Source organism: Legionella sp. km772 (assembly GCF_003989735.1).
Lineage (GTDB): Bacteria > Pseudomonadota > Gammaproteobacteria > Legionellales > Legionellaceae > Legionella.
The window spans coordinates 16,749-29,527 of record NZ_RZGQ01000022.1 but is presented as its reverse complement, the minus strand read 5'-3'; the positions used below and the strand labels follow the sequence as shown (position 1 = coordinate 29,527).

The window sequence follows — 12,779 nt, the reverse complement described above, 5'->3', positions numbered from 1 at the left end:
TTCAATTAACTAAAAATCAGATGAAAAGGCAATCTATTAAGCGGCTCAGAAAAAATGCTGGATGGGATGATTCTATTTTAACCACTATCTTATCTCAAAATTTTTCATGAGGTGACCCTGTCTAGAAAGCCCGGATAGATTGCATGTTTAACAAAATAGTATATACTGTTTGACAGCGTCGATTTGAACATTCAGCTTGCGGACGCTCAAAAGAGGTTTTCTTTTTTGTAAATACGGCTAAAGCGGAATCTCACCAATATCCTCTTAGCCACTCCCGCAGCTGTATTCTTTAGGTTTTAGTAATGATTGAATTATGTGGAGTAAGTAAATTTTTCTCTGGCAAAGCAGCCATCCAAAATGTTGATCTATTTATTCAGGAAGGAGAAATATTTGGAATTATCGGACGAAGTGGTGCCGGAAAATCTACCTTATTAAGGTGCCTTAATTTATTAGAGCGCCCTGAGCAAGGAGAGGTGATTATTGATGGCCAGAACCTTTTATCTTTATCTAGAAAAGATTTAGCACAAGCGCGTCATAAAATAGCAATGATTTTTCAGCATTTCAATTTGTTAAACTCTAAAACAGTGTATGAAAATATTGCCCTGCCCATGCGCATTCAAGGCATTGATGAGGAATCCATTAAACTTAAAATTGATGAATTGCTTCCTATTGTTGAACTTACTGATAAAGTAAATGCTTATCCCTCACAACTAAGCGGTGGGCAAAAACAACGCGTCGCAATTGCCAGAGCCTTAAGTTGTTCCCCTAAAATACTTCTCTGCGATGAGGCAACCTCTGCCCTTGATCCAGAGACAACCGAAGCTATATTAAATCTTTTGCAAAAAATTAATGGCCTCTATGGGATCACTATCGTTTTAATTACCCATGAAATGGAAGTCATTAAACGTATTTGTAAACGGGTGTCCGTGATAGAAGACAGCAAAATTGTGGAAACGACCACACTAGCGGATATGTTTAATAAAGAAGATGGTGTGGCTCGCGCAATGTTTTATAAACAGCTTAGTCCTGAGCTGCCTTCATGGCTGAAAGCTAAGCTCGCAACCTATGTCACCGATAAACCCTTAGTACGTTTATTTTTTAAAGGGATGGAGGCTACGGTTCCTTTTATTAGTCAAACAAGCAGAGAATTAAAACTCGATATTAATATATTATTAGCTAATATCGATAGTTACGATACCACTGTGTGTGGGGTCGTTGTTGTAGAATTAACAGCTCATCCGCTTTTACTTGAAGACTTTGTAAAACGATGTGAACAAGCTGGATTAACTGTGGAGATTTTAGGTTATGTCCTACACGATGGTATCTGATTTATTTAATGCTACTGGCGAGACGCTTTATATGGTTGCTATTAGCACCCTGTTTGCTATTCTTCTTGGTTTACCTTTAGGGACATTGCTCTACGCCGCTAAAGCGATAAAGCCAAACCCAAAACTCCATAAAGCACTTTCGGCGTTTATCAACACTACTCGCTCTATACCCTTTATTATTTTATTAGTAGCCATTATCCCATTCACTCGTTTAATTGTAGGTACATCTATTGGCATGAATGCCGCGATTGTTCCTTTAACCTTAGGAGCAACGCCATTCTTCGCTCGTCTTATTGATAATGTCTACCAAGCCCTACCTAAAGGCTTGATAGAAACCGGATATTCTATGGGAGCCAATACAAGACAAATTATTTTCTATATTCTCCTACCGGAAGCAAAAGCAGGAATCATTCATGCAATTACGGTCACTGCAATTACCTTAATTAATTATTCCGCTATGGCAGGAACTGTCGGTGCAGGAGGACTAGGCACTTTGGCAATTAATCATGGCTACCAGCGTTTTGATGCGGGAATCATGATTTCAACCGTTATCGTGCTCATTGTGATGGTACAGCTCTTACAAATGTTAGGGGATTATTTAGCACATCGAGTCTCTCATCATTAACTTTTAGCCCAAAACTCAGAAGGAGTGTTAGTATAATGCGTATGTTAAGTTGTCTTATTTTGGCTCTAAGCCTAATCTCTTGCAATAAACCCTCTCCGAATATGCTCGTTATCGGAACCATTGCAGGTCCAGAAACTGAACTTATTGAAACCGCAAAACAAGTAGCTGAAAAAGAGCATGGCTTAACCATTAAAATTGTCGAATTTAATGATTACAATCTACCCAATGAAGCCTTACAAGACGGCAGTTTAGATGCAAATGTATACCAGCATTTACCTTATTTAAAAGCATCGATGCTAGCTCATGGCTATGATCTGCAAGCGATAGGGCGAACTTTTGTTTATCCTATGGGCATTTATTCGAAAAAATATAAGTCATTGAAAGATATACCCGAAAATAGCATTATTGCTGTTCCTAATGATCCAAGCAATGAAATGCGCGCCTTTTTACTATTAGAAAAAGCAGGCTTAGTGACCTTAAAAAATGCTACGAACAGTGGTGTACCTGAACTCGATAGCAACCCTAAAAAATTACAGTTTAAAGAAATGGATGCCGCACAATTGCCACGCGTATTACCTGATGTAGCCGCGGCAGTAATAAATACTACCTTCGCCCTTCCTGCAGGTCTAAGCCCTTCTAAAAATGCTTTATTCACTGAAGGGAAAGATTCACCTTATGCCAATGTGATTGTTATAAAACGGGATACCAATAAGCGTCCACAACTGGAGCTTTTTGTGAAATCATTAAACTCAGAACAAGTAAAGAAAAAAGCTAAAGAGTTATTTGGTGATTCAGCCATTCCTGCCTGGTAAGTCAATATTAGATAGCTCAATTGCTCAAATTGAGCTATCTTTCAATTAAGATAGAGTTAACAATTCTATGATATACTTTACTTAAAACAATCCTAAGTGAGAGCGAAATATGAGTGTCTTAGTTGCTTACGGCGTCGGCAAATTAATTATGCATGGATTAAATAAGGCTAATACTGTCGATAGCACGGTCACCGCTGAACGCTTGCAGCAAAACAATCTTATTTTTAGAGATCAAATAGGCTTAGGAAAGGATTTTAAGTTTGATCAGCACCCTTTCGATGCCTTCCTAGCTGCAAGGAAAAAAAACATCGATGAGCCCGCTACTACCTTTGCCACGGCTATAAAAGATGAAAAACTTAAAGCGGCTTTAGATAAACCTGACATAAAAAAAATGGTGCAAGATGCTTTATCTAACCAGCACCCGCATGTAGGGATCGTTGCTGCGGATAAACCTTTAGAAGGTATGCTTGATACCGCACAAAAAAATTTTACTTCTAACACCCGACATTTTGCTGAATTAAGTAAACAAATTCCGCCCTTGAAAGTGGAAGCAGTCATTCAAACCATGTCTGATATTGTTAGTGAAGGAGTTAGGGATATCGAACTGCAACAAAAGCTCGAAACAGAGAATTTAAAAGCTCTTTTTAAACCAATTCCTCATCCTACAGATCCTACGCAGCCCCCCACTGACAGCCCCTTAGTTACCAAATTAAAAGCAGAAGGCGTTACTGATCTTGCTGCGGCCGAAAAAGCAATGCTCGAAGACTTAAGTACCGCACACAAAGCCCAAATGAAAACTTTTCAAGATGAAACCTCAGCCGCTAAGGTAAAGCTTCATCAAGCAGCAAGAAATGATTTTGCTGAGGTCAATTTCATCGCCTCCTTGAGTGCTGATAATAAAAAGATGCGAGAAGTAATTAGGCTAGCCGCTGCAGCGAATAGGGATAAAGAAATAAAACCTATACAAGAAGAAATTCAAGCTAAAGAGGAAGAGGCCAGAAAACTAGGACTACCTGCCCCCAATTCACCAGAAGATCAACGTAAGAAAGAACTTATACAGGAAATTCTGGACGCAAAAGCCAAAATAAAACAGATAGAAGATAAATTTGGCAATTTAAGTGTAGGTCTATTAAATGCAAAAGATGCCGATCCTAATGTGGGTCATGTTAATCTCGCCGACTTGCCAGAAATACTCAGTAAAACAGGTAAAACGATAAAACAGAAAAAACCAGGTGAGTTTACTTTAGAAATTGGCGCTATGCTTAATCCTTTTGGTTCCCCAGTGGGTTATTTTTTAGGCAATAAAGTTCAACACGATATGAATTTATTAGCCGAAGCAGTCCGGGCAAGCGGTAAATCATCAATCCAAATGAATGTTAATTACAGCAATGAAGCCATGGCTATGAAGCGAGCTGAGCAAGCTTATCACGCCTGTATTAATGCGGGCTATCCACCTGAAAAAATCAAAATTAATGTCACTGTAAAAGGTGAGAAAAAAGATTTTGATCCTGAGAAAGTCTTCGGAAAAGAAAAAATTGCCGAATTTAAAGCAAAAGCGGAAAAAATTACTGCCGAAAGGGATGATAAATTTAAACTCACTACGACAGGTCAAGAAACGAAACCTGTTAAAGATGCCCTTGAGCAGCTTAAGTCTAAATATGAGGCAGAACAAGCAGAACAACAAAGAATTGCTGAGGAAAAAGCTAAGGCTGCTGAATTAGCCGCAGAAAACGATGAAGAAGAAGAGCACCATGCTGATCTAGGTGCTCACACTTAAAAAACTTATTAATTTTGCTAGGCCAAAATCTTAAATTCTGTTATGTTAGCCATGATCTCTAAAAGATGATGGCTATTTTTTTAAATCATCATTTAATTAATGATATCAACGCAATATTTGTAGGTTGAGCCTACGTTATTGCTATGTTAATTATGACAAAATTATAAAACGATCATAATTACATCCGAGTCAGCTCTAAAACAGTGAAATGGAACTCAAAATTAGCTAAGGAGAACAGCTATGGGCATTAATAGTTTTGATGAATTAGATAGCGAACTAGATGAATTCAACGAAACACCTACAACCATTCCCACCGAAGTCAGTCCGTCCACCAAACTTGAACGCCGTAGAAAAATTGAAGATTTATTTGAAGAAAAGCGATTAAAAGAAGAGTTAGCTGATTTTGCTTAAGCAAATTAATCAGATTTAAACCTCGTAGGCAAATAAAGTGAAGCAATTTTAAGGTTTTTTGTTGTGACTACTTATAGACAAAAGACATCCTGATTGACCTTAGGGATTGCTTCGCTAAAGCTCGCACTAGATAGAATATGGATAGCGGCTTTGCGAACAAAGAAGTAAATAGGGATTTTCTCAACAAAGAGGACTACAACGTTGTAGTCGTATAAATATCAAAACGGATGGTTTTACCCGCAATACTAGCATTAGGAGACAATAAAGCATTTATCTTTTGCGGCCATTTGACCACGACTCTATTTTTGCAGCGTTGCCTGGCAAGCTTTATTAGTTCTAAAGCATCTTCATCCGGACCAATAAGCTCTTGTAAGGCCTGCATATCCTTTTTCACTAAAGCGGATTTAGTACGTATCGGGTGCATGGGGTCAATATAAATTACATCCGGATAGTCTGGTAGGGATAATTTCGATAAATAGACTAAGGCATTGCCTTGATACAAAGATAAATTCATTTGCTCTTGCTCAGCTAAGGTTCTTCTGGCTAAAGCATCTGCCAATAAACTCGCCATGATTGGATTACGCTCAAGCATTAGTACTTCCGCACCAAAAGATGCTAATATTGCGGCATCACGCCCCCATCCCGCGGTGGCATCTATAATTTTAAGTCCAGCACTTGGTTTACAAGCACGTACTAAACCTTGTTTTTTTCCCTCAGTTTTTCTTTTGTACCAGGTGCTAGAGCTAAAGTCCGCAGCAAGTAAGTTGAATGAAGACATTTTGAGACAAAGCTGTTTAGCCGTAAGAAATAGGCCTTGCTGACAATCTTTTTCCAATTTCAGATTGAGTTGTGATGCCCATTGCAAAGCCTTTGCTTGCAACTCGTCGATTTCATACCCAATGCAATTTATCTCAGTCATTATTTAGGATTCGCTAATAAAGTATCTACAAAAGCAGCTAAAGAATCATAAGTAGGAATTTGAGGATAATTCTGCAAATGTTGCCGATCCGTCATTGAAGATAAAATCATCACCGGGTATGCGCCCACCGCTTGAGCCGCTTGAATATCTGAAATACGATCACCAACAAACGGAACTCCCTCTAAAGAGCATTTAAGTTTTTGAGCTAAGGCATAAAGCATTCCGGGTTTAGGTTTGCGACAGGCACAATTTTTTTCAGGAAGATGAATACAATATTCTATCGCATCGATCCTCCCTCCTGCTTCCTCTATCGTATTTACCATTTTCTGATGAATAGCCAAAAGTGTATCTTCTGAATATAGGCCTCTGGATACTCCTGATTGATTTGTTGCTAAGCCAATTTTATAACCCGCTTCAGTTAAGCGGGCAATAGCATCAACGCTTTCAGGTATTAAAATATATTCCGCTTCACTTTTTATATAATGAAGCGAATCATAATTAATTACACCGTCCCTATCCAATAAAATGACTTTGTTCATATTAGCTGAAGCATCGAAATATCGGCTACCCCACGTAGTAAGTCTTGTAAGTGGGTAAGCAAGGCTAAACGATTATGTTTAACAGTTTCATTTTCGACCATAACCATAACATTATCAAAGAAGGCATCCACTGGTTCTTTAATACCAGCAAGCTCTTTTAATACCGCATTGTATTCCTTCTCGTCATAGAAAGCATTTACTCGCTGATGCAGTTGTCTTAATTGCACATATAAGGCTTTTTCTGCACCCTCCTCCAAAAGCTGTTCATTGAGCGCATAGCTTGTGGGTGAAACACCAGCACTATTCAGAATATTCCCCACTCGTTTGCAGGCAGCACTTAAAGAAGCGGCTTCCGGTAAGCCAATGAAATTTTTTAATGCCTTTAAACGACTCTCTAAATCATAAAAACATTCGTCTTGCCGTGCACGCACTGCTTGAATTAAATCGATAGTAAAATTTTGATTCTGGTAATAGGAATTTAGTCTATCTAAAATAAAAGGCTTTAACTCAGTTAACGAGGAGCGGTCAGCTGGTAAAATGGAACCATAAATACGGATCGATTGATCAATCAGATCGCTTATATTGATTGGCGTGGTAATAGATGCCAATATCCGGACTACAGCCAAGGCATGGCGCCGTAATTTAAATGGATCTTTCACCCCTGATGGTTTTTGCCCAATCGCAAAAATCCCAACTAAGGTATCAATTCTATCAGCCAAAGAAAGCGCTTTGCCTAAAACAGAGTCGGGTAAACTATCAGCAGCAAACCGGGGCATATATTGTTCATCTAAAGCCCGTGCAACTTCTAATGCCTCTCCATCATGCAAAGCATAATAATACCCCATTAAACCTTGTAGTTCCGGGAACTCGCCAACCATTCCACTTAATAAATCACATTTAGATAGTTCTGCAGCACGCTCAGCTTGTTGTTGGGGCAGAGCCAATACTGTCGATAAATAGACCATAAGCTGTTGCACCCGCTCTGCCTTTTGATAAAGGCTTCCCAATTTTTCCTGGAATACTACATTCTCCGTAGCTTTAATATGCTGGCTTAAGGCTTGCTTTTTATCTTGGCGAAAGAAAAAAGCGGCATCACTTAAGCGAGCACGCATCACTTTTTCATTACCTAAAACCACCTGTTCGGGCCTAGTGCTTTCAATATTGCTCACCGTAATAAAATGGGGAAGTAAATTACCTTGCTGATCTTTTAAAGCAAAACATTTTTGATGCGCTTGCATTGAAGCAATTAAAGCCTCAGCAGGAACATCTAAGAATTCTTTTTCAAAGTTTGCTAGCAACCCCTTTGGCCATTCTACAATAGAGCTTACCTCATCTAACAACTCTTCTGGCATTACCGCAGTGGCATTAAGGGTCTCAGCTAATTGATTTATTTGTTCAAAGATTAGCTTTCTTCTTACCGCAAAATCAGCAATGACATAGGCTTCTTTTAATTGTTGCTCGTAAGCCTTAGCAGATCTTACTGGAAATTCTTGCGGAGAATGGAAACGATGTCCGCGGCTGTTTCGACCGGTATCAACCCCTAGAATCTGCGTTGATATAAGTTCATCGCCATAAAGCATCACAGCCCAATGAACTGGCCTTGCAAATTCATCATCTCCATCACCCCAGCGCATTGGTTTAGCAATAGGTAAATTAGCTAGAGCTTGTTTGACTAACTCGGGTAATAAATTTTTGGTCAATCCGCCCGCTTGCTGAGTTTCATAAACCATCCACTCGCCTTTATCAGTCTGAATACGTGATAATTGCGACACATCAACACCGCAAGACTTAGCAAAACCAGATAGAGCCGGAGTTGGCTTGCCTTCTTTGTCAAAAGCAGCAATTGCAGCAGGCCCACGACGGGTTATTAACTGGCTTGCTTGCTCTGTTTGTAGGTCATAGACAACGAGAGCGAGTCGTCTTGGTGTGGCAAAGCGTTTTACTTCACCATAACTTAATTGCGTCTTGTCTAAACTTGCTAATAAATTATTGGCAAACTCATTAGCCAAAGTCCAAACAGCTCCAGAAGGAAGTTCTTCGCAACCTAATTCAAAAATAAAATCGTTAACCATTACACACCTTTTTGCATAGGAAAGCCTAAAGCTTCACGCGCTTGATAATATGCTTGTGCCACTGCTCGGGACAATTGGCGCACCCTTAAAATAAAACGTTGACGCTCGGTAACGGATATTGCCTTGCGAGCATCAAGTAGATTAAAGGCATGAGAGGCTTTCATTACCATTTCATAAGCAGGTAGCGGTAATTGCAAATAAATTAATTTTTGCGCCTCTTGCTCGTAATAATCAAATTGTCTAAATAATTCTTCAACATTAGCATGCTCAAAATTATAGGCAGACATTTCTACTTCATTCTGATGGAATACATCACCATAAGTGACAACACCATGTGAGGTACGACACCAGGGCAAATCAAATAAATTATCAACCCCAAGCACAAACATAGAAATCCGCTCTAAACCGTAAGTCAATTCACCAGTAACCGGTTTACAAGCCAAACCACCTACCTGTTGAAAATAGGTAAATTGTGAGACTTCCATTCCGTTTTGCCATACTTCCCAACCTAATCCCCAAGCACCTAGAGTAGGCGACTCCCAGTTATCTTCAACAAAACGGATATCATCTGTTAATGGATCAACACCTAGGGCACGCAAAGAATCTAAATACTTTTCTTGGATATCCAGGGGGGAAGGTTTTAACACTACTTGGAATTGATAATAGTGCTGCACACGATTAGGGTTTTCCCCGTAACGTCCATCAGTGGGCCGCCTTGATGGTTGTACATAAGCAGCTGACCATGGCTCAGGCCCAATTGCTCTTAAAAAGGTTGCGGGGTGAAAAGTCCCGGCACCAACTTCCATATCTAAAGGCTGCAAAATTACACAACCTTGCGCTGCCCAATAATTTTGTAAAGTCAAAATAATATCTTGAAACGTGGTGGGTTTGGTCATAAAACATCTCAAATTAATTAATACAACTTGCGTTACTAAGATTTTTTCTTAGGGAATTTGCGAACTGCAGTATAAATCTTAAATAAGGATGTAGCCAGATTTACTTGCATCAAAAATCTTATAATGCAAACAGCTGTCGCTAGTTTACGTTATTAGTTATCTGAGCTAGAACATGAGGCCCTGCGGCAAAACCGCAGAGCCTATACTAGGTGATGTAGAAGATTCTGTTACTAGCAACCAGGCTACATTTTAATGGACACTAATTAACAGCATTAATTACCAGCTGCTTTTTTTATCATCTCTTGTAAAGCTTCTTCAGTTGAAGCACCAGGAACGAATGAAGGTTCAGTGCCTTTCTTGAATTTACTATCAGGAGTAGAAGCAACAATAAATGCTGGAGTACCCATCAAATGCAATTTTTCAGCTAACTGACGATTAGCAGCTAAAATGTCTGTTACTTCTTTACTGGCCATATCTTTTTTCAGTTTTTTCAAGTCTAAGCCTACTGACTTGGCGATATCCATTACTACATTATCATCCAGACGCTTATCAGTATCTAACAAAGCATTGTGCATTTGTACATACTTACCTTGCATTCCAGCAGCTAAGGCAGCTCGAGATGCAGACTCAGACGATTTACCAAAAATGGGGAATTCTTTATAAATAACACGTAAATCACTGTCTTTTTTCACTAAGCTTTCCATAATAGGAGCCATTTTTTTACAGTGAATGCATTGGTAATCAAAAAATTCCACGACTGTAACATTACCTTTTGCATTGCCAACAGTAGTTAATTTGCCTTGGAATAAAGCATCAGCATTTTCTTGAATAGATGATTGAGCTTGCTGCTGCATGTTTTGTTGTTGTTTTTGCTGTAGGGCTTGGGATGCTTCTAATAAAACCTCTGGGTTATTTACTAAATAATCGTGAACAACTTTTTCGATCTCTTTTTTTTGCGCATCCGACATAGAAGAAACTGCATCATCAGCAATAACTGCTTGAGACACCAAAGAAGTTGCTATAGCACCCATAGCTAATAAATGTTTTAATTTCACTCCATTCCCCTTAATTTATTGTTATTTAATAAAATTTAAACAAAATAATTCGTTTGTTTTACGAACCCTAGCATTCACTGAAGAAAAATTCAATAGCTGCTATTCAATTATATAAAAAGGAGTTAAAAATGGGATAACTCGTCCATTAAAATCAAATTAGCATAAGCAAGAACCAACCATTTAACTCCTTCTTCTTTAAATTTTACTTGAACACGGGTGTGGGCTCCGCTGCCCTCTATAGCTAACACCACGCCCTGGCCAAATTTAGCATGGATTACATTTTTCCCTATAGGAATTCCTGCAGCCTCTGCAACAATAGAAGTAACTGGTGAACGAACATTAGCAGCTTGAAAACGTGCTTTAACACGAAGTTCATCCACATGCTCTTCAGGTAGTTCACGGAGGAATCGCGAAGGCCGATGGTATTCTTCACGCCCATACTGACGTCGAACTTCTGCATAAGACATAACCAATTTACGCATGGCGCGGGTCATACCCACATAGCATAAACGGCGCTCCTCTTCTAATCGTCCGGGATCTTCTAAGGACTGCTTCCCGGGAAATACCCCTTCCTCCATACCAACTAAAAAGACAACCGGAAACTCTAAGCCTTTGGCTGCATGGAGAGTCATTAAATGGACAAAACGCTCATGTTCATCGGCTTGCATTTCACCCGCTTCTAATGAGGCGTGTGCTAAAAAAGCATTGATTAAAGAGAGCTCTTCTTGGTTTTCCTCATAGCGAAACTGTTTCGCAGCATTAATTAATTCTTGCAAGTTGTCTAGACGTGATTCAGATTTATCACCCTTAACCTTACTAAAGTGATTATGTAAACCGCTGCTATGTATTAACTCAGTTAATTGTTCATCTAATTCCATTGCTGCGGTTTTCAGCTGGAGTTGTTCGATTAATTCAATAAACTTTATTAAAGAAGAACCTGCACGTTGGGGCATGGCTTTAGATTCAATGAGCTGTTTTGCAGCAGCCCATAAAGAGCATTGTTCTGTTTTCGAAAATTGCCTTAAATCGTCTAAAGTTTTCTCACCAATACCGCGGGTAGGGAAATTAACCACACGCTCAAAAGCAGTATCATCATTTGGGTTAACCATTAATCTTAAATAAGCGAGAGCATCTTTCACTTCAGCCCTATCAAAGAAACGTACCCCACCATATATTCGATAGGCAATATTGGCACGTAATAATGCTTCCTCTAGGACGCGGGATTGCGCATTTGAACGATATAATATGGCAATTTCATCAGCACTTGCCCCTTGATTTATTTCCATCATAATTCGTTCGCTAACGAAACGGGCCTCTTCCAATTCGTTAAAAGCACTGTAAATAAGGATTTTTTCACCGGTACTACCCGAAGTCCATAAATCTTTACCCATGCGGGAATTATTATTAGTAATTAAAGCATTCGATGCTTCCAAAATAGTACCTGTAGAGCGGTAGTTTTGTTCCAAACGAATAATGGAGGTATTTTTAAAATCCTTAGAAAATTGCTGAATGTTTTCAACTTTAGCCCCACGCCAGCCATAAATAGATTGATCATCATCACCTACTGCTAAAACAGCGGTGTTATCGCCGGCTAATAATCTAATCCAGGCATATTGAATGGTATTAGTATCTTGAAATTCATCAACTAGAATCGCTTCGAATCGTTGGCGATAATGAGCTAGCAACTCTGGATTATCCCTTAATAATTCATGGCTTCTTAAGAGTATTTCGGCAAAGTCGATTACGCCGGCTGTTTTGCACGCTTGCTCATAGGCTTGATAGATATTTACCAATGTTTTTGTTGGCCCATAACTCAAGGCATTTACATGTTGCGGCCTAAAGCCTTCATCTTTTTTGCCATTAATAAAGGATTGACTTTGCTTAACCGGCCATTGTTCCAGATCAAGATTTAAAGAGGCAATTACTTTTTTAATCAAGCGCCCCTGATCTTCTGAGTCTAAGATATGGAAGTGTTCGGGTAAATGCGCCTCTTTATAATGACGTCGCAATAAGCGGTGACAAAGTCCATGAAAGGTTCCTACCCACAAACCTTGTACGGGCGCATCTAGAAGGCTACTTAATCGTTCTCGCATTTCGCCCGCAGCCTTATTGGTAAAGGTTACCGCTAAAATAGCGTGAGGAGATAAGTTTTGCTCTGCAATTAACCATGCGATACGACTAACTAACACCCGAGTCTTACCACTTCCTGCACCAGCTAAAACTAAAACATTACCAAGAGGTGCTGTTACAGCCTCATGTTGTTTTTCATTAAGTCCATTAAGAAGCATTGACATTGCCATGAATCGATTTACCAACAAAAAAAGAATAATGCATTATCGTAAATT

11 protein-coding genes are annotated in these 12,779 nt (G+C 39.2%); 5 read left to right on the top strand and 6 right to left on the bottom strand.

Annotated elements, in window-relative coordinates:
* Positions 1–302: 302 nt before the first annotated feature.
* From ELY15_RS04460 to ELY15_RS16355, 5 genes are all read left to right on the top strand, one after another.
* Complete coding sequence (locus ELY15_RS04460; RefSeq protein ID WP_127098452.1) at positions 303–1,328, top strand: ATP-binding cassette domain-containing protein; 1,026 nt, start codon at positions 303–305, stop codon at positions 1,326–1,328.
* Entirely contained in the window at positions 1,306–1,953 is a 648-nt protein-coding gene (locus ELY15_RS04455) for a methionine ABC transporter permease (RefSeq protein WP_127098451.1), read from the top strand. The genes ELY15_RS04460 and ELY15_RS04455 overlap by 23 nt, the downstream gene beginning before the upstream one ends.
* Before the next feature lie 35 nt (positions 1,954–1,988).
* On the top strand, positions 1,989–2,765 hold the full coding sequence (locus ELY15_RS04450; protein ID WP_127098450.1) for a MetQ/NlpA family ABC transporter substrate-binding protein: 777 nt from the start codon (positions 1,989–1,991) through the stop codon (positions 2,763–2,765).
* 109 nt (positions 2,766–2,874) lie between these two features.
* The gene (locus tag ELY15_RS04445) at positions 2,875–4,542 is read left to right on the top strand and encodes a hypothetical protein (protein WP_127098449.1); all 1,668 of its coding nucleotides are present in this window, start codon (positions 2,875–2,877) and stop codon (positions 4,540–4,542) included.
* Positions 4,543–4,782: 240 nt separating this feature from the next.
* Positions 4,783–4,953, top strand: a complete 171-nt coding sequence (locus ELY15_RS16355) for a PA3496 family putative envelope integrity protein (protein WP_199744162.1) — start codon at positions 4,783–4,785, stop codon at positions 4,951–4,953.
* A 193-nt stretch (positions 4,954–5,146) separates the two neighbouring features.
* On the opposite strand, the gene ELY15_RS04440 is transcribed toward ELY15_RS16355, so the two are convergent.
* The 6 genes from ELY15_RS04440 to uvrD form a co-directional block, all read right to left on the bottom strand.
* Positions 5,147–5,872, bottom strand: coding sequence for a class I SAM-dependent methyltransferase (locus tag ELY15_RS04440; RefSeq protein ID WP_127098448.1), 726 nt, complete (start codon positions 5,870–5,872; stop codon positions 5,147–5,149).
* The gene (gmhB, locus tag ELY15_RS04435; protein ID WP_127098447.1) at positions 5,872–6,411 is read right to left on the bottom strand and encodes a D-glycero-beta-D-manno-heptose 1,7-bisphosphate 7-phosphatase; all 540 of its coding nucleotides are present in this window, start codon (positions 6,409–6,411) and stop codon (positions 5,872–5,874) included. The genes ELY15_RS04440 and gmhB overlap by 1 nt, the downstream gene beginning before the upstream one ends.
* Positions 6,408–8,483: a glycine--tRNA ligase subunit beta gene (gene glyS, locus ELY15_RS04430; RefSeq protein WP_127098446.1), complete on the bottom strand. Its 2,076-nt coding sequence runs from the start codon at positions 8,481–8,483 to the stop codon at positions 6,408–6,410. Before glyS ends, gmhB begins: the two co-directional genes overlap by 4 nt.
* Positions 8,483–9,379, bottom strand: a complete 897-nt coding sequence (gene glyQ, locus ELY15_RS04425) for a glycine--tRNA ligase subunit alpha (protein ID WP_127098445.1) — start codon at positions 9,377–9,379, stop codon at positions 8,483–8,485. Before glyQ ends, glyS begins: the two co-directional genes overlap by 1 nt.
* A gap of 272 nt (positions 9,380–9,651) precedes the next feature.
* Complete coding sequence (locus ELY15_RS04420) at positions 9,652–10,410, bottom strand: DsbA family protein (protein WP_127098454.1); 759 nt, start codon at positions 10,408–10,410, stop codon at positions 9,652–9,654.
* Positions 10,411–10,556: 146 nt separating this feature from the next.
* Complete coding sequence (gene uvrD, locus ELY15_RS04415; RefSeq protein WP_370449383.1) at positions 10,557–12,722, bottom strand: DNA helicase II; 2,166 nt, start codon at positions 12,720–12,722, stop codon at positions 10,557–10,559.
* Positions 12,723–12,779: the final 57 nt, after the last annotated feature.

What these genes read in the sequence shown, in the direction of transcription:
- ELY15_RS04460 (WP_127098452.1), top strand. Translation starts at nt 303, where the DNA reads ATGATTGAATTATGTGGAGTAAGTAAATTTTTCTCTGGCAAAGCAGCC.
- ELY15_RS04455 (WP_127098451.1), top strand. Translation starts at nt 1,306, where the DNA reads ATGTCCTACACGATGGTATCTGATTTATTTAATGCTACTGGCGAGACG.
- ELY15_RS04450 (WP_127098450.1), top strand. Translation starts at nt 1,989, where the DNA reads ATGCGTATGTTAAGTTGTCTTATTTTGGCTCTAAGCCTAATCTCTTGC.
- ELY15_RS04445 (WP_127098449.1), top strand. Translation starts at nt 2,875, where the DNA reads ATGAGTGTCTTAGTTGCTTACGGCGTCGGCAAATTAATTATGCATGGA.
- ELY15_RS16355 (WP_199744162.1), top strand. Translation starts at nt 4,783, where the DNA reads ATGGGCATTAATAGTTTTGATGAATTAGATAGCGAACTAGATGAATTC.
- ELY15_RS04440 (WP_127098448.1), bottom strand. Translation starts at nt 5,872, where the DNA reads ATGACTGAGATAAATTGCATTGGGTATGAAATCGACGAGTTGCAAGCA.
- gmhB (WP_127098447.1), bottom strand. Translation starts at nt 6,411, where the DNA reads ATGAACAAAGTCATTTTATTGGATAGGGACGGTGTAATTAATTATGAT.
- glyS (WP_127098446.1), bottom strand. Translation starts at nt 8,483, where the DNA reads ATGGTTAACGATTTTATTTTTGAATTAGGTTGCGAAGAACTTCCTTCT.
- glyQ (WP_127098445.1), bottom strand. Translation starts at nt 9,379, where the DNA reads ATGACCAAACCCACCACGTTTCAAGATATTATTTTGACTTTACAAAAT.
- ELY15_RS04420 (WP_127098454.1), bottom strand. Translation starts at nt 10,410, where the DNA reads ATGGGTGCTATAGCAACTTCTTTGGTGTCTCAAGCAGTTATTGCTGAT.
- uvrD (WP_370449383.1), bottom strand. Translation starts at nt 12,722, where the DNA reads ATGCTTCTTAATGGACTTAATGAAAAACAACATGAGGCTGTAACAGCA.